A 16,030-nucleotide genomic window follows, 5' to 3' on the forward strand; every position below is an offset into this window, starting at 1 on the left:
GTTCGGCCCGCCCCCGGGGACCTGCGGACCCTGTACCCGCCGCGCCCACGCGCCCATGCTCACGGTACGGATTCCAGCTCCCTGGACCGCAGCGTCCACGGGACCGGCGAGAAGGAGGAGCCATGCAGCAGCCGGCCGTCGACGCCGCCGCACTGGAGGACCTCCTCCGCGCTGCCGTGGCCGCACCCTCGATCCACAACACCCAGCCGTGGCGGTTCCATCTGGACCTCGCCAGTCGCACCGTGGAGGTCGGCGCTGCTCCGGCGCGGGAACTGGCGGTCGCCGACCCCGGCGGCCGGGCCGTGCACCTGTCGGTGGGCGCCGCGGTCTTCAACCTGCGCACCGCCGCGGCCCACCAAGGCTGGGAGCCGGTGACCCGGCTGCTGCCCGACCCCGCCCGACCGGAGGTGCTGGCAGCCGTACACCTCGCCGGACCGCCGGATGCGCCGCGCGCCACCGGAGGCCACAACGGCCATGCTGTTCACAACGGCCACAACGGCCATGACCTGTACGAGTCCATCTGGCTCCGGCACAGCTCCCGGTTGCCCTTCACCGGAGACCCGGTCCCGCAGGCGGTCCTCGACGAACTCCTCCGCGCCGCCGAGTCGGAACAGGCCCAGCTGCACTTCCCCGACGGGGGCGAGGCGTCCCGGCTGCTGGGCATCACCACCGACGCCGAGCGCCGGAACAACAAGGACCCCGCACGCCGCGCCGAGACCGCGGCCTGGTGCACCCCGGGCAACCGCCCGGACCAGGGCCACGGCATCCCGGCAGCCGCACTGGGGATGACGGACGCCGAGGCGCACATCCCGATGCGCGACTTCACCGGGCACCTCAACGCGCATCCCCGGCCCGCCGCGCACTTCGAGCACGACCCCCAGCTGCTGCTGCTCGCCACCCGCCAGGACAACCCGGCGGACTGGCTGCGGGCCGGGCAGGCCATGCAGAAGGTGCTGCTGGTGCTCACCGCCCGAGGACTGGTGGCGTCCTTCCTGCACCAGGCCCTGGAATGGAAGGATCTGCGCTGGCTGCTGCGCGACCCGCACGCCGGACTGTGCAATCCCCAGGCGCTGCTGCGCATCGGTTACGGGCCGGTGGGGGCCGCCACTCCGCGCAGGGCGCCGATGCACACGGTGAACGGCGCGGACCACCCACAGGTGTCGAACGGCTGCGATGCGGGGACTTACGGCCCTGTACTGACGCCGGCCGTGCAGTGACCGTGGAGCCGAGTGGGGTTCCGTCCCGCTCCAGCCGGCGTCCCGGGTCACAGGGAGGACGGGCCGATGACGGTGAACGACCCAGCCGCGGCGGCCGTACGGCAGCCGGTCCGCGTGGTGCTCGTCGACGACCACGAGGTGGTCCGCCGCGGTGTGCGCGACCTGCTGGAGGGGGAGGGCATCGAAGTGTCCGGCGAGGCGGCCACGGCTGCGCAGGCCATGGCCCGCATCCCGGCGCTGCGGCCCGATGTCGCCGTCCTCGATGTGCGGCTGCCGGACGGCGACGGGGTTTCCGTCTGCCGGGAGCTGCGCTCCCGGATGCCGGACCTGGCATGTCTGATGCTGACGTCCTTCGACGACGAGGAGGCGCTGCTGGACGCCATCATGGCCGGGGCTGCGGGCTATGTGCTCAAGCAGATCCGCGGCAGCGACCTGGTCTCCGCCGTACGCACGGTCGCCTCCGGACAGTCAATGCTCGACCCCGGGACCACGGCCCGGCTGATGGCCCGGTTGCGCGGCGACACGCGGCCGGCCGACGGCTCGGCTCCGCCCTCCCTCGCCGACCTCACCGCACGGGAGCGGGAGATCCTCGTCCTGATCGGCGAGGGGCTGACCAACCGCGACATCGGCAGACGCCTGTTCCTGGCGGAGAAGACCGTCAAGAACCACATCTCCCGGCTGCTGGCCAAGCTGGGTGTGGAGCGCAGGGTCCAGGCGGCGGTCATCGCCACCCGGGTCTCGGGCGACCTCCGCGGCTGCCCGTCCACCGACGGCCGTCCGCAGCAGGGCGGGCTGCCGGAGACCTGAGCAGGGCGTCCGTCCGCGCGGCAGCGAGCGCGGCGGCCTCTCGTACGCGGTGGCCGACGGGAGGGTCTGCCGGCGGGTGGGTCTGCCGGCGGATGGGTCTACCGGCCGACGGACCCGGCCTGGTCCGCCAGCGGTGCCTGCCAGGTGATGCAGGTGCCTCCGCCGGGGGCGGAGGCGATCTCCAGGGATCCGCCGAGCTGTTCGGCCCGCTCCGCCATATTGCGCAGTCCGCCGCGGCGGGTCAGGGGTTCCGGGAGGCCCACGCCGTCGTCGGTGACGGTCAGCGACACCATGTCGGGCTCGGCGACCAGCACGATCGCCGTCCGGTGGGCGTGCGCATGCCTGGCCACATTGGCCAGCGACTCGGCGAGGACGGCCAGCACATGGCCCGCGAGGTCCGTCGGCACCTCGGTGTCCAGCAGCCCTTCCATCCGCAGATGGGGTGCGAAGCCGAGGGCGGGGGCGGCCTCCTGGACGGTCGCGGCGGCCCGGGCCCGGAGGCTGGCCGCCGATCCCCCGATACCGGTCTCGGGCGTGCGCAGCCCGAAGATGGCGGTGCGGATGGTCCTGATGGTCTCGTCCAGGTCGTCGATCGCCTGGAGCACCCGCTGGGCGGCCTTGGGGTGGGTGATCAGCGGCTGGGCGCTCTGCAGCGTCATCCCGGTGGCGAAGAGCCGCTGAATGGCCAGGTCGTGCAGGTCCCTGCCGATGCGGTCGTGGTCTTCCAGCAGTGCGAGCTGTTCGGCGTTGCGTCGCCGCTCCGCCAGTTCCATGGCGACCGCGGCCTGGCCCGCGAACCCGGCCAGCGGGCCGATCTCGGCCTCGGTGAAGAGCGGACCCCCGGTGGCCCGGGCGAGCAGCAGCACGCCGTGCACACCGCCCTCCGCGGTGCCGATCGGGACGGCGACGGCGGGGCCCAGGCCGGCGAACCGCGGCGGCCCGGCGGTGATCCTGGGATCGGAGGCCGCATCGGCGCTGACCACCGGAGCCGCCCGGGTGTACGCGGTCCCCATCAGGCTGCCGACCATCGGCAGCACCAGGTCGCGGTGGCTGTCGGCCTGATTGCCGACGGCGAGCTCCACCACCAGTTCCTCGGCCCCCCGGGGCACCGCGATGGCGACCAGGTCAGACTCGGTGAGGGTCTGGGAGCGGTCGGCGATCAGCGCCAGAACCCGCTCCGTCGGACCCCCGGACAGCAGCTCCCGGGTGACCTCCGCGCCCGCGGCCAGCCAGCGCCCCCGGGTCACCGACTCCTCGTACAGCCGCGCGTTGTCGATCACCACACCGGCGGCCACCGCAAGGGTCGCCAGCAGCGACTCGTCCTCGGCGTCGAACTGGGCGCCGCCGTGCTTCTCGGACAGATAGAGATTGCCGAACACCTCGTCCCGGACCCTGATGGGAACCCCCAGGAAGGAGTGCATCGGCGGGTGGTGGGCCGGGAAGCCCACGGAGGCGGGGTGCCCGCCGATCTCCGGCACCCGCAGCGGCCGGGGGTCGCGGATCAGCTCGCCGAGCACACCGCCGCCGGAGGGGAAGCGCCCGATCTCGGCGGTCTGCTCGTCGACGCCCACCGTGACGAACTGCGACAGTGTTCTGCCGTCGGGGCCGATCACACCGAGCGCCCCGTACTCGGCGTCCACCAGGACGGTGGCGGTCTCGACGATGCGGTGCAGTGCCTGGCTCAGCCCCAGTTCGCGGCCGACCGAGAGCACCGCCTCCAGCAGGCTGTGGACCCGGTCATGGGTGCCGCGGACGATGGCCAGGCGCGCCTGCAGCTCGTCGAGCAGCTCATCGAGCCGTAGTCGGGGGACCTGTGACTCGAGCGGCTCGTCGGCCCGGCCCGTCTCCTCCTCGGGCAAAGCGCCCACCTCCCGAGCGCATCAAGGGCCGGCTTCGTCGAAGCCCTGGTTCTCACGGTAACGCCGGTCGGAGGATCCCGCCGGACAGGAGCGGCCCGGCACGGCGCGGCTCCCCGGGAGCGGGGACCGGCCGCAGGCAGGCGCCCCCTGCCGGGTGAGGGAGCATCGGCTCCGGTGGCCGGGCAGGGGGCGCCTGCGGAGGGTGGGAGGTGGTCAGCAGCCGCCGCAGTTGTAGTAGAGGACGTCCCAGTGGGTGCCCTCGTTGGCGTAGATGTTGCCGGCCCCCGACTGGTACTGGGGGGCGGCGTCGCCGGCGCGCGGGCCGATGTAGGTGAACACGCCGGTGACGTAGTTGTTGATGCAGGTGTTCCGGCTCATGTCGAGCTTGTAGCCGTTCCAGTGGCTGTAGGTGCCGCTGGCGTGGCCGGTCTCGGTGCCACCGGTGATGTTGATGGCGCAGCCGCTGGCCTTCTTGAGGGTGACCGCACCCTGGGCCGTGGCTTGGTTGAGCTGGTCGAAGGACGTACAGGTGGAGACGTTGCGGTTGCTGCATCCGCCACTGGACGACCAGGTGATCCCGGCGGCGCGGAACATGGACTCGGCCTGCGCCTGGGTCAGCTTGGTGACGGCGGAGGCTTGGGTGGCGGTCAGCAGCAGGGCTGCGAACGCGGCGACAAGGGCGACCAGGACTCTGCGAAGAGGCTTCGGCATGCGCACCAGTGAAGTGGAGCGTCCCGTCCATGACAAGTCTTGGGGCGAAGAGATCGCTGCTGCTGAACACGCATAGACCCGGACCCGGCGGGCACGGCGCCAGGCGCACGGAAACAAGGTCCGTCACCGGATTATCCGCCACGGATCTATGCTGGCGGGTATGACCGCCACAGCACCCGCCCGCACCGCCCCGGACCTCTCCTTCCTGCTGAACCGCACCGGCCATGTGCTGCAGACCCGGATGGCGGCGGCGCTGGCCGAGGTGGGACTGACAGCGCGGATGCACTGCGTCCTGGTCCATGCGCTGGAGGAGGAGCGGACCCAGATCCAGCTCGCCGAGATCGGGGACATGGACAAGACCACCATGGTCGTCACGGTCGACGCCCTGGAGGAGGCCGGGCTCGCCGAGCGCCGCCCCTCCAGCACGGACCGCCGGGCGCGGATCATCGCGGTCACCGAGGAGGGCGCCCGGGTCGCCCGACAGAGCCAGCAGATCGCCGACCGGGTGCACAAGGAGGTCCTGGAGGCGCTGCCCGAGGACGAGCGGGAGGTCTTCGTACGGGCGATGCAACGCCTGGCCGGTGGACATCTGGCCACTCCCGCCGAGTGTCCGCAGCCGGTCCGCAGGCGCCGGCGCCGGCAGTAGTGCACGGTAGGGCCGAAATAAATCATCTACAACAAAACAATCTGCTACGGTTCCTTCTGTCGCCTCACCGGACAGGAGAGAACCCATGCCCGCTGCATCCACACCTCCGCCCACCGTCCCCCGGTCGCCCCTGCTCGCCCTGGCGGTGATCGCGGCAGGGCTGCTGATGGTCATCCTCGACGGCAGCATCGTCACCGTGGCGATGCCCGCCATCCAGCAGGACCTGCGCTTCTCCCCCACCGGGCTGAGCTGGGTGGTCAATGCCTACCTGGTGGCGTTCGGCAGCCTGCTGCTGCTGGCCGGCCGGCTCGGCGACCTGATCGGCCGCAAACGGATGTTCCTGGCGGGCACCGCGGTGTTCACTGCGGCCTCGCTGCTGGCGGCCGCGGCCACCACCCCGACGGTGCTGCTGGCCGCCCGGTTCCTGCAGGGCATCGGCAGCGCCATGGCCTCGGCGGTCGGCCTGGGCATCCTGGTGACCCTGTTCCCGGAGCCCCGTGAGCGGTCTCGGGCGATCGCCGTGTTCAGCTTCACCGGCGCCGCCGGCGCCTCCATCGGCCAGGTCCTCGGCGGCATCCTCACCGACGCCCTGAGCTGGCACTGGATCTTCCTGATCAACCTCCCGATCGGCCTGGCGGTCCTGGCCGTCGCACTCCCGGTGCTGCCCGCCGACCGCGGACTGGGACTCGCCGCCGGAGCCGACGTGCTGGGCGCGCTGCTGGTCACCGCGGGTCTGATGCTGGGAATCTCCACCGTGGTCCAGATCGACAACTACGGCTGGACGTCGGCGCACACCCTGGGACTTGGCACCCTGGCCGTCGTCCTGCTCGCCGGGTTCATCCTCCGTCAGGCCACCGCACGCACACCGCTGATGCCGCTGCGGATCCTGCGCCCGCGCAGCGTCTGGGGGGCCAATCTGGTGCAGGCGCTGATGGTGGCCGCGCTGTTCTCGTTCCAGATCCTGGTCGCCCTGCATCTCCAGCAGGTCCTCGGATACAGCGCCACCAGGACCGGGCTGGCGATGCTCCCGGCCGCGGCCGCGATCGGCGCGGTGTCGCTGGGCGTCTCCGCCCGCCTCTCCGCCCGCTTCGGCGAGCAGCGTGTGCTGGCCGCCGGGATCGTGCTGCTGATCGGGGTGCTGGGGCTGCTCGTCCGGGTCCCCGTACACGCGCACTACCTCACCGACCTGCTCCCCGTGATGCTGCTGGCCGCCGGCTTCGGGCTGGCACTCCCGGCGCTCACCGCACTCGGCATGTCCGGCGCGGGTGAGGGTGACGCCGGGCTCGCCTCGGGGCTCTTCAACACCACCCAGCAGATCGGCATGGCCCTGGGCGTCGCAACACTGTCCACCCTGGCCGCCTCACGCACCCGGGGACTGCTCGCCGCCGGGCAGAGCCGGGCCGCGGCCCTCACCGGCGGCTACCACCTGGCCTTCGCCACGGGCGCCGCCCTGCTGGTGGTCGCCCTTCTCGTCTCCCTCGCCGCGCTGCGCCGGCCCCGCCGCCCGCACCCCGCCCCGGATGACCACACCACCCCGGCAGCCACCCCCGCCCGGACCCGGTGATCCGCCCACTCGGCACCGTAGGCGAAGAGCCCGTCCCCGGACTCTTCGCCTACGGTGCCGACCGGCGGACGAACGGATGACCGCCGGCCCGGAGCGCAGGCCGGACCCGCTTGCTCCTGCGGCGCCGGGTCGCGTTGCTACCGCGGCGCCGGGTTGCGGTCACTGTCCGAACAGCATGTGAGCCGCGGAGCCGGAGTGGACCGGGCGGCCGCCCGGAGCGGCCGGTGGCGCATGCCCAGCCCCTGGTAGAGGCGCCGAGCGGGCAGATTGTCGCCGTCGACCATCAGGGCGGCCGCGCCGTGCTCCGCCAGCGCCGCGGCCAGCACCGTACGGCAGACCTCACGGCCGAGCCCCCGGCCACGCTCCGCCGGGCTGACGGCGACACCCGTGATCAGACCCAGCGTGGGGGCGGACCAGGCCAGCGCCGCCACAGCGAGGAGCCTGCCCGTGGCCTTGTCCCGCACCCCGGCCCAGCGTTCCACGCCCGGCACTCCCGGTCTGGCGTGCGAGGTGGGGAACGCCTCGTCCACCAGCGCCGCCACCTGGGGCAGTTCGGCGTCGGTGAGCCAGACCGCCGCCCCGGTGCCGGAGGGTGGCAGAGGGGTGGTGCGGTCCATCCAGCCGAAGGAGTCCACCAGCGCCAGCCCGGGGATGCCCGCCGTCAGGGCGTCCACCACCGCCGGGGCTCCCAGCGGGCGGTAGGTCGGCCCCACCTCGGCCAGGACCTCGCGGGCCAGCGGGACGGCGGCGTCCGCCGCTCCGTGCACCACCAGGCGGTCCCGTGCGGACAGTCCGGGGCCGGCGATCGCCACGGCCCGCGAGTCGCCGCTCAGCCAGGCCCGGCCGTGCCCGTCCAGGCCATGGGCGGCCCAGCGGCACAGGGTGTCGCCGCCGCAGCGGGCCATCAGTTCGTCGTGGTCGTCGATCTCCCTCACGACGGCGATCCTGCCGTACGGCCCCGCCTCCGCTCCCGCACGGGGGCAGGGCCGCAGGACAGGGATGTCAGCAGGTGGGGACGCCGGGGAGCCAGGACTGGGGTACGTCGATGTAGATGTTGGAGACACAGCCACCGTAGGCCGGGAGGCGGGCCCAGGCGTCGTTGCTTTGGTCTCCTCCCCGGGGTGAACGCCGCACGTCGAGGAGACCTGGCTGGTGGGCTCGAACCGTCCGATGCGCGCGGGTGCGGCTGTACCGGGCCGGATGCTTCGATGGCTGCGGCACCACCGTGCGGCCCTGACGACCAGGGCGTGTCCGACGAGGGGACAGCATGACCACTCTGAGCATCCGATATGTCGGGGGCCCGACCGCGGTGATCGAGACCGGCGGGCTCCGACTGCTCACCGACCCGACCTTCGACGAGCCCGGCGACTACCCGATCGGCGCGCGGAAGCTGACCAAGACCGCCGGTCCCGCGCTGCGGCCCGCGGAGATCGGCGCGGTGGATGCCGTCCTGCTCTCCCACGACCAGCACCCGGACAATCTGGACACCGCCGGTCGGGCCTTCCTGGGCGGTGTTCCGCTGGTGCTGTCCACCACCGCGGCCCGGGAGCGGCTGGGCGACCCGGTGCGGGCGCTGCCGAACTGGGAGCACACCGTGCTGGACCGGCCGGACGGCGGTGAGCTGCGGATCACCGGTGTGCCGGCGCAGCACGGACCGGACGGCTCGGAGCACCTGGTCGGCGAGGTCACCGGGTTCATCCTGGCCGGTGAGGGCCTACCGACGGTCTATGTGAGCGGCGACAACGCCTCACCGGCGGTGGTCGCCGCCATCGCCGACCGCTTCGCACCGGTCGATGTGGCCCTGCTCTTCGCGGGGGCGGCGCGGACCCCCCTGGTGCCGGACGGCAATCTGACGCTCACCAGCCGCCAGGCGGCCGAGGCGGCGGCGGTCCTGGGGGCCCGGAAGGTCGTACCGGTGCACTTCGAGCACTGGGCGCACTTCACCGAGGACGGCACGGCCCTGGCCGAGGCCTTCGAGCAGGTGGGTGCCGCGGACCGGCTGCACCTGCTGAAGCCCGGTTCGGCAGTGCGCTGGTGACGGCCCGCGGATGAGGCCCGCCGCCCCGGCCGGCAGGCACGGGGCGGCGGACCTCCGCCGCCGGGGCCCGCGGGCGAAGGCCCGCGCACCCGCGCTGGCGGCCCGTGCCACCGGTTGGGGTAACCAGGCGGGCGCTCCGGGGCCGGCCACCGGGCAGCCGGGCTAGTCTCGGCCGAGACCCCCGCATCGCGCCAAGGAGACGGGTATGACCAGTCGTCCCCCGCTGCCCCCGTTCACCCATGAGACCGCCCTGCGCAAGGTGCAGGGCGCCGAGGACGCCTGGAACACCCGCGATCCCCATCAGGTCTCGCTCGCCTACTCGCCGGATTCCGTCTGGCGCAACCGCGACCTCTTCCTCACCGGCCGGGACGCCATCGTGGAGTTCCTGACCGCCAAGTGGGAGCGCGAGCTGGACTACGCCCTGCGCAAGGAGCTGTGGGCCTTCGAGGGGGACCGCATCGCCGTCCGCTTCCAGTACGAGAGCCACGACCGGGACGGGCAGTGGTGGCGCTCGTACGGCAACGAACTGTGGCTCTTCGACGGCGACGGCCTGATGACCCGGCGCGAGGCCAGCATCAATGATGTGCGCATCGCGGAGAGCGAGCGCCGCATCCACGGTCCGCGCCCGGCCGACCAGTACGGCGTCCCCTTCCCGCTGCACTGATCGCGGTCGGGCGGCGGGAAGGGGCAGGGGGCGGGCGGACCCGCCCCGGCGGAGTCGGTAGCGTCTGTCACCGCCGCGCCGACCGGCGTCGCGTGCCCGAGCCCTGGGAGAGCCCGCCATGCCCACCACGATCCGCCGAGCAGTCATCCCCGCGGCCGGCCTCGGCTCGCGTCTCCTTCCGCTGACCAAGGCGACGCCCAAGGAGATGCTCCCGGTGGGCGACAAGCCCGTGATCGAGCACACGGTGCGTGAGCTGGTGGCGTCCGGGATCACCGACATCACCATCGTCGTCTCGGGTGGCAAGGGGCTGATCCAGGACCACTTCCGGCCCAATCCCACGCTGGTCGCCCAGCTGCGGGCGGACGGCAGGAACGCTTATGCGGACGCGGTGGAGGAGGTGGGCGACCTCTCCCGGCTCGGCCACATCACCTACCTCGACCAGCACGGCCCCTACGGCAACGGCACCCCGGTCCTCAACGCGGCCCGCAACTTCGGCGACGAGCCGATGCTGGTGCTGTGGCCGGACGACGTCTTCGTGGCCGACATCCCCCGCGCCCAGCAGCTGATCAAGGCGTACGAGGCGACCAACTGCCCGGTGCTGGCCCTGATGCCGATGGAGCCCGCCGACTCCCAGCGCTACGGCGTGCCCGTGGTGAAGGAGGACCTGGACGACGGTCTGCTGCGGATCACCGGACTGGTCGAGAAGCCCGAGCCGCACGAGGCGCCGTCGGCCTACGCGGCCATCGGCGGTTATGTCATCACCCCGGGCATCATCGACGAACTGCGCGAGCAGACCAAGCGCTGGTACGACCACCGCAGCGGCGAGGTCTACCTCACGGACGCCATCAACGCCTATGCCGCCGGCCGGGCCGTGTACGGGCAGGTCATCCAGGGTCGCTGGTACGACACCGGCAACCCCTTGGCGTATCTCACCGCGCAGTTCGCCGCCGCCCTGGCCGACCCCGAGTACGGCCCGCATCTGCGCCGGCTGGCCCAGGAGCTCGACGGCAGCGGTACCGCTGCACAGAGCTGACCGCCCGCCGCAGGGACGGCTGCCCTCCGCGCGGAGCGGGGGCAGCCGTTTCTGTCCGCCGGGCACTCGGCCGCAGCGGCGGGCCGTCGCCGGCGCCGGGCGTGGCGCGTGGCGACGGCCGGTCCCCTACTTGAGGGCGTAGGCCCGGGTGAGGGTCTGGACGGTGCGGTCTCCGGCGGTGTCCCGGACCTCGGTCCTGAGGGTCACAAAGCCGTTGGTCTCCGCCAGCCTGGGATGCTTGACCACGACCTGGAAGGAGTGGTCGCCCTTGCGCAGGACGGTGGTGGGCTGCCAGGTGGCGCCGTCGTCGTAGGAGACGGACACCGTGGCGCCGGCCATCGCGGTGGAGCCGCCGCTCCAGCCCGAGGGCCGGTCACCGTCCACGGTGAAGACGAACGCCCGGCCGGCGGGTGCCTGGTTGAGCAGGTCCAACTGCAGGTGATAGTCGATCATCACCGCGGGCATGGACTCGCAGACGGTGGGCTTGGGCAGGTACTGGTCGCAGCCCTTGACGGCCATGGTGGTCGGTGCGGCCGAGGTGACGTGCCACTCAGTGTGGATCTTCCCGCCCAGGGTGACGCCGGGGTGGTCCTGGGCCCGGGTCAGGTCCTGGACGAAGGTGTAGTCGGCCTGCTGCGGAACGAACAGCTGCTTGGTGTCGGTGATCTGCTGGCCGCCGCGGTAGTAGGTCCAGGAGCTGGCCGGTCCGGAAAGGAGCTGGTGTGCCGGGTCGCTGTCACCGCCGACGACGCCTGTGGTCCGCGCCCAGACATCGGTGCGGCAGAAGGCGCATGCTGTCGGGTCGAGCACCGACGGGTGCATCGGCCCGGCGAGCCAGACCTTGCGGTAGGTCCTGCCCGGCGTGGGGTAGGTGGCACGGGGCTCGGAGAAGTACGAGGAGGACATGGTGCTGGGGAACACATTCTGTGCATAGGACAGGTCGGGACTCGCCAGCAGGTAGTCATCCGTGCTGCCACCCATGGTGGTGTACTGCGAGGCCTTGAAGGATGTCGCCTGGTCCGGGCTCCAGACGTGCACCGCCGTGTAGCCCAGGTGCCGGGTCTGGTCGGCGTGGTAGGTGTTCTCGACCCTGACGAAGTCGCTTGCGTTCGCGGTCCTGGCCAGGCTGGTGGGGATCCGGCCGTCCTCGGCGAACTGTGTGGAGTAGGTGTAGCCGGACTGCAGGACACCCTGCAGCGCGATGGTGACCTTGCCCCGGGCCAGCATCGAGATCAGCTTGCGGCCGCTGTCGTAGCCGGTGTCGGCGACGGGGACGGTCAGATCCGCGGCGACCGAGCCGCTGGACAGCGGGTCCGGAGCGGTGGGCGCCACGATCACGGCCACGGCACCGGCGGCCGCGGCCCGCCGGGCCTGGTCGTCGACGGCACTCAGGTCGGCGGCGGAGACGAGGACCGCCTTGCCGGTGGCGTCGATGGCGGCGAAGTCCTCGGCCGAGCCGGCGCCCGCGTCCACCAGCTGGACGTTCTTGGTGCCTTGGAAGCGCCGCACGGATGCCGACTCGGTGACGGGGATGCTGGTGTGCTCCGGGCTGGTGACCGACAGCTGGAGCAGCGGCTGCTGCTGGCTGACGAAGTCGTACAGGTGCAGCGTGCCGGTGGTGGCCTGCTGGCTGGGGACGGCTCCGAACTTGCCGTCGGCGCCGTTGAGCAGGCCCGCCGTAGCGATGAAGTAGCTGTGGCCGCCGGCCCCGTCGTCGCGGGTGACCATGTTCATGTAGGTGGCGCGCTCCAGCGGCCGCTTCTCGCCGGTGATCTTCACGGTGGCGTCGGTCGCGGTGGTGCCGTCGACCGTGAACGTCCGGTCCTGCTCGGTGGCGTCGATATCGGGCAGGTCGAAGAGATCGGTCGCATAGGTGCGCTTGGGGTCGCCCGGGTACCCGGTGAACAGCTCACCCTCGATCGAGTAGCGACCGACCGGCACCGAGAGGGTCGTGCTCGATTGACCGCCGTACACCCACCCCGACTGCCAGTAGTTGTTGTCCATGCCGTGGATGGTCAGGCTGGCCAGGTACGGAGCGTTGCCGAAGCGGTCCTTGACGTCGATCGTCACGTCGTGGTGCAGGACGTCCATCGCGAAGGCGACCGGGACGTGCACCTGCTCGCCGCTGCCCGCAGTCGCGGTGACGTACCCGGTGTACTGACCGGACGCCAGCCCGTTGGGGTCCAGCGTCACGGTGACGTCGGCGCTGCCGCCGGCCGGCACGGTGAGTCTGCCGCCACTCAGGTCCGCCCCCGACAGGGTGAGCGCGCCTTCGGCCAGGGCCGCTCCGCCGCCGTCCTTGACCGTGGGGGCGACATCCAGCGTGGCGTCGGCCGAGCCGGCGTTGGTGACGGTCAGGGTGCGGGTCTGCCGGGGGTATGTCCCCTTCTGGAACGGGACCAGCCCGAAGTCGGCCCCGCCCGTCAGCTCCAGCGTGGAGTCGACCGCGGCCGGGACGTCGACCCGCCCGTAGCCCTGCTGGAAGGGGGTGTAGCTCGCCGAGGTCCTGGAGTGGGCGGTCAGCGCGTCCTTCAGCTGCCGGCCGGTCCAGTCGGGGTGCCGTTCGGCCAGGATCGCCGCTGCGCCGGCGACATGCGGCGTGGCCATCGAGGTGCCGCTGAGCGTGGTGTAGTAGTCGCCGACCGGGGTGCCGATGGCGGTGCCGGCCGCGCGGGCGGCGACGATGCCCACACCCGGCGCGGTGATGTCCGGCTTGATGGCGTTGTCGCCGAGCCGCGGGCCGCGGCTGGAGAAGGACGCCAGCACATCGGTCTTGTCCACGGCGCCGACGGTCAGCGCCGAGTCCGCGATGCCGGGGGTGCCGAGAGTGCTCTCGTCGGGGCCGCTGTTGCCCGCGGCGATGACGAACAGGGTGTGGGAGGAGGCGCTGAGCGAGTCCACGGCCTGGCTGAGCACGTCGCCACCCGCGACCGCGGGGCCGCCGAGGCTCATGCTGACGATGTCGGCGCCCTGGCCGACCGCCCAGTCCATACCGGCCAGGATGTCGGCGTCGCTGCCGGAGCCGGCGTTGTCGAGCACCTTGCCGATGAGCAGGTCGGCGGCGGGGGCGACGCCCTTGTACTTGCCCCCGGAGTTGGCCCCGCTGCCCGCGATGGTGGATGCGACATGGGTGCCGTGGCCATGACCGTCCTGGACCGACTCCCCGCTGACGAAGCTCTGGTCGGCAACGATGCGGGGTGCGATGTCGGCGTTGGTCAAATCGGCTCCGGTGTCCAGCACGGCGACCTTCACGCCCGCGCCGTCGTAGCCCTCCGCCCACGCCTGCGGTGCGCCGATCTGCGGCACGCTCTGGTCCAGCTGGACCTTCGCCCTGCCGTCGTACCAGACCTTGGCCACGCCTGAACTCCCGGGAACCACGGCTGCGGCACCGCCGGCCCTCCCGCCCTCCCGCTCGACGGGTTTGACGGCTTGCCAGAACTTCTTCGCCCCGGACTTGTCGATGTCCACCGCGGTCATGCCCAGCCTGGACATGACGCGCTCGGTGCGAGCGCTCGGCAGCGCCCTGGACTGCCGGTCCAGGACGGCCGGGCCGGGGCTGCCCCCGAAGTCGACGACGGCCGGCAGCTGGGCGTCCCCGGCGTCGCCGTACCCGTCCTTGAGCAGCTGGGTGACGTTGAACAGCTCCGGGTCCACCATGCCGGCGGCGACCGCCGGAAGTACGTCCTCGGGGTAGACGTACAGGTCGCCGTTCTTCCCACTGCTGATCTGGAACTGCTTGGACGTGCCCGCCTCGGAGACGATGTCCGCCGACTGCCTGCCGTCGGCCCCGGTCGTCACCGCGAGCGTGTCACCCGTGATCAGGGTCAGCCGCGACGGGGCCGGTGCCTGCTCCGCGGCGGACAGCACCTTCACCGTCTCCGCCGGCGCCGCGGCGGCACCGGGCAGGCCGGTCAGCGACAGGGCGACGGCGAGTGCCGCCCCGCCGGCGGCAGTGCGCCGTATTCGGCCACGGGAGATGTTCATCGAGGTCCTCTCGGGTGGAACTGACGGAGACGCACCCGGGCAGTGCCGGCACGGACACCGTCGGGGTAGCCCCTGGGGCGTGGTCGGTGGAAGTGAAGCCCGTCAGCCCTGCTACCGGAAGCTCTGTGTACGGCGCAACATCGTCAATGGCGATTTTTTGCCACCCGGGAACGGCAAGGATGGTGACCATGCTTGAAGTGCTGGGAGTCGACTCGGAGTCAGAAACCGTCTATGCAGCACTGCTCTCCGGGAGGCCTACCGCACCCGCCGACCTGGCCGGTGCCACCGGGCTGCCGCCCGGCCGTGTCCGTATGGCGCTGCGGCGGCTCCAGTCGTGCGGACTGGTGAGCCGCCGGGCCGGCCGTCCGGTCGTGTATGCGGCCATCGACCCCGAGGTCTCCCTGGACGGCCTGTTGCTCGCCAAGCATGAGCAGCTGCGGCGGGCGAGGGCCCGCGCGGGGGAGTTCGGCGAACAGTTCCGCCGGTCGATGACCACCCGAGACCCGGCCACGCTCATCGAGGTGGTCACGGGGGCCGAGGCCGTCCGCCAGCGGGCCGACCAGGTGGTGACGAGTACCCGGCACGAGTTCCGCGCCTTCGACAAGCCGCCCTACAACCCCGGACGCGAACTCGACACCAACCAGCCCGAACTCGAGCTCCTCGCCCGCGGTGTCACCGTTCGCGCGCTCTACGACGCGGGCGGCATCAGGCTGCCCAGCCGTCTGGACATCCTCCGTATGTGGACCACCGCGGGCGAGCAGGCCCGGGTGCTCCCTGAACTCCCCACCAAGATGGGGCTGGTGGACGACCGGTTGGCCATCCTCCCCCTGAGCCCTGGTTCAGGCCCGAACCCGAGCCCCTCCTTCGTGGTGCTGCACCGGTCGGCGGTCCTGGATGCGCTGTCCGCGCTGTTCGAAGCCCTCTGGGCCGTCGCGCTGCCGCTGGAGTTCGACAACGGGAGCAGCACCGACCCCGGCGATCTGTCCTCGGAGGAGCAGCTCCTGGTCGGTCTTCTGACCGCGGGCCTGCCCGACGAAGCCATCGCACGACAGGCCGGGCTGAGCTACCGCACCCTGCAGCGCAGGCTGCGCGCCCTGATGGAGCGGTCGCACGCCCAGACACGCTTCCAGCTCGGCATCCATGCCGTGGCGCACGGGTGGGTGAAGGCACCGACGTCCGGGCCTGTCGCCGCCGCGGACTCCGGGCGCGGGATGTGACCTCCTCCTCGGCCTGAAGACCATGGGATCCGGCGTCGTGGACGGAACGGGCGACCTTTCGCCGCAACGCAGCACCCCGCCGGTCGGGCACATCGGGGCAGAGCCGGGCGTTGCCGCCCGGTAGCACCGGGAACACCGCCGGCCGCTGCTCATCCGCCGTTTTCGCCGGTCCGGCTCGTACACCGGGGTGCGGCTGCCTCTGCTCCCGCGCCCGCGCCCGGCGCGCCAGGGTGGATGGGCCGCTGCCACCGGCGATGAGTTTCTGCGGTCGCGGCGGTCCACACCTGCGA

At 72.2% G+C, this 16,030-nt stretch carries 12 protein-coding genes; 8 read left to right on the plus strand and 4 right to left on the minus strand.

Annotated elements, in window-relative coordinates; genetic code table 11:
• Positions 1 to 122 precede the first annotated feature (122 nt).
• Together AB0761_RS06720 and AB0761_RS06725 are read left to right on the plus strand one after the other, a co-directional pair.
• Positions 123 to 1,217: an Acg family FMN-binding oxidoreductase gene (locus tag AB0761_RS06720; protein ID WP_377268043.1), complete on the plus strand. Its 1,095-nt coding sequence runs from the start codon at positions 123 to 125 to the stop codon at positions 1,215 to 1,217.
• 66 nt (positions 1,218 to 1,283) lie between these two features.
• The gene (locus AB0761_RS06725; RefSeq protein WP_377268044.1) at positions 1,284 to 2,024 is read left to right on the plus strand and encodes a response regulator; all 741 of its coding nucleotides are present in this window, start codon (positions 1,284 to 1,286) and stop codon (positions 2,022 to 2,024) included.
• A gap of 98 nt (positions 2,025 to 2,122) precedes the next feature.
• Here AB0761_RS06725 and AB0761_RS06730 read toward each other — a convergent pair whose 3' ends face one another.
• Together AB0761_RS06730 and AB0761_RS06735 are read right to left on the minus strand one after the other, a co-directional pair.
• On the minus strand, positions 2,123 to 3,892 hold the full coding sequence (locus tag AB0761_RS06730) for a GAF domain-containing protein (RefSeq protein ID WP_377268045.1): 1,770 nt from the start codon (positions 3,890 to 3,892) through the stop codon (positions 2,123 to 2,125).
• 204 nt (positions 3,893 to 4,096) lie between these two features.
• Positions 4,097 to 4,594, minus strand: coding sequence for a hypothetical protein (locus AB0761_RS06735; RefSeq protein WP_377268046.1), 498 nt, complete (start codon positions 4,592 to 4,594; stop codon positions 4,097 to 4,099).
• A gap of 160 nt (positions 4,595 to 4,754) precedes the next feature.
• On the opposite strand from AB0761_RS06735, the gene AB0761_RS06740 reads away from it, so the two are divergent.
• On the plus strand, positions 4,755 to 5,240 hold the full coding sequence (locus tag AB0761_RS06740; protein WP_377268047.1) for a MarR family winged helix-turn-helix transcriptional regulator: 486 nt from the start codon (positions 4,755 to 4,757) through the stop codon (positions 5,238 to 5,240).
• Positions 5,241 to 5,325: 85 nt separating this feature from the next.
• The gene (locus tag AB0761_RS06745) at positions 5,326 to 6,804 is read left to right on the plus strand and encodes an MFS transporter (RefSeq protein WP_377268048.1); all 1,479 of its coding nucleotides are present in this window, start codon (positions 5,326 to 5,328) and stop codon (positions 6,802 to 6,804) included.
• Positions 6,805 to 6,941: 137 nt separating this feature from the next.
• Here the strand turns inward: AB0761_RS06745 and AB0761_RS06750 are convergent, their stop codons facing one another.
• Positions 6,942 to 7,739, minus strand: coding sequence for a GNAT family N-acetyltransferase (locus AB0761_RS06750; protein WP_377268049.1), 798 nt, complete (start codon positions 7,737 to 7,739; stop codon positions 6,942 to 6,944).
• Between the two features lie 332 nt (positions 7,740 to 8,071).
• Here AB0761_RS06750 and AB0761_RS06755 point away from each other — a divergent pair, with 332 nt between their 5' ends.
• The 3 genes from AB0761_RS06755 (at position 8,072) to AB0761_RS06765 (ending at position 10,539) form a co-directional block, all read left to right on the plus strand.
• Complete coding sequence (locus AB0761_RS06755) at positions 8,072 to 8,842, plus strand: MBL fold metallo-hydrolase (protein WP_377268050.1); 771 nt, start codon at positions 8,072 to 8,074, stop codon at positions 8,840 to 8,842.
• Between the two features lie 205 nt (positions 8,843 to 9,047).
• Positions 9,048 to 9,506 carry a nuclear transport factor 2 family protein gene (locus tag AB0761_RS06760; protein WP_377268051.1) on the plus strand — a complete coding sequence of 153 codons (459 nt, stop codon included), beginning with the start codon at positions 9,048 to 9,050 and terminating at the stop codon, positions 9,504 to 9,506.
• Between the two features lie 118 nt (positions 9,507 to 9,624).
• Complete coding sequence (locus AB0761_RS06765) at positions 9,625 to 10,539, plus strand: UTP--glucose-1-phosphate uridylyltransferase (protein WP_377268052.1); 915 nt, start codon at positions 9,625 to 9,627, stop codon at positions 10,537 to 10,539.
• A 126-nt stretch (positions 10,540 to 10,665) separates the two neighbouring features.
• Here AB0761_RS06765 and AB0761_RS06770 read toward each other — a convergent pair whose 3' ends face one another.
• The gene (locus AB0761_RS06770; RefSeq protein WP_377268053.1) at positions 10,666 to 14,523 is read right to left on the minus strand and encodes a S8 family serine peptidase; all 3,858 of its coding nucleotides are present in this window, start codon (positions 14,521 to 14,523) and stop codon (positions 10,666 to 10,668) included.
• Between the two features lie 188 nt (positions 14,524 to 14,711).
• On the opposite strand from AB0761_RS06770, the gene AB0761_RS06775 reads away from it, so the two are divergent.
• Complete coding sequence (locus AB0761_RS06775; RefSeq protein WP_377268054.1) at positions 14,712 to 15,740, plus strand: helix-turn-helix domain-containing protein; 1,029 nt, start codon at positions 14,712 to 14,714, stop codon at positions 15,738 to 15,740.
• Positions 15,741 to 16,030 lie beyond the last annotated feature (290 nt).

This window comes from Peterkaempfera podocarpi (genome assembly GCF_042466665.1).
Classification (GTDB): domain Bacteria; phylum Actinomycetota; class Actinomycetes; order Streptomycetales; family Streptomycetaceae; genus Peterkaempfera; species Peterkaempfera podocarpi.

Bases quoted from the DNA above. Each gene is read 5' to 3' on its own strand.
- AB0761_RS06720 (WP_377268043.1), top strand. From the start codon at position 123: ATGCAGCAGCCGGCCGTCGACGCCGCCGCACTGGAGGACCTCCTCCGC.
- AB0761_RS06725 (WP_377268044.1), top strand. From the start codon at position 1,284: ATGACGGTGAACGACCCAGCCGCGGCGGCCGTACGGCAGCCGGTCCGC.
- AB0761_RS06735 (WP_377268046.1), bottom strand. From the start codon at position 4,594: ATGCCGAAGCCTCTTCGCAGAGTCCTGGTCGCCCTTGTCGCCGCGTTC.
- AB0761_RS06740 (WP_377268047.1), top strand. From the start codon at position 4,755: ATGACCGCCACAGCACCCGCCCGCACCGCCCCGGACCTCTCCTTCCTG.
- AB0761_RS06745 (WP_377268048.1), top strand. From the start codon at position 5,326: ATGCCCGCTGCATCCACACCTCCGCCCACCGTCCCCCGGTCGCCCCTG.
- AB0761_RS06755 (WP_377268050.1), top strand. From the start codon at position 8,072: ATGACCACTCTGAGCATCCGATATGTCGGGGGCCCGACCGCGGTGATC.
- AB0761_RS06760 (WP_377268051.1), top strand. From the start codon at position 9,048: ATGACCAGTCGTCCCCCGCTGCCCCCGTTCACCCATGAGACCGCCCTG.
- AB0761_RS06765 (WP_377268052.1), top strand. From the start codon at position 9,625: ATGCCCACCACGATCCGCCGAGCAGTCATCCCCGCGGCCGGCCTCGGC.
- AB0761_RS06770 (WP_377268053.1), bottom strand. From the start codon at position 14,523: ATGAACATCTCCCGTGGCCGAATACGGCGCACTGCCGCCGGCGGGGCG.
- AB0761_RS06775 (WP_377268054.1), top strand. From the start codon at position 14,712: ATGCTTGAAGTGCTGGGAGTCGACTCGGAGTCAGAAACCGTCTATGCA.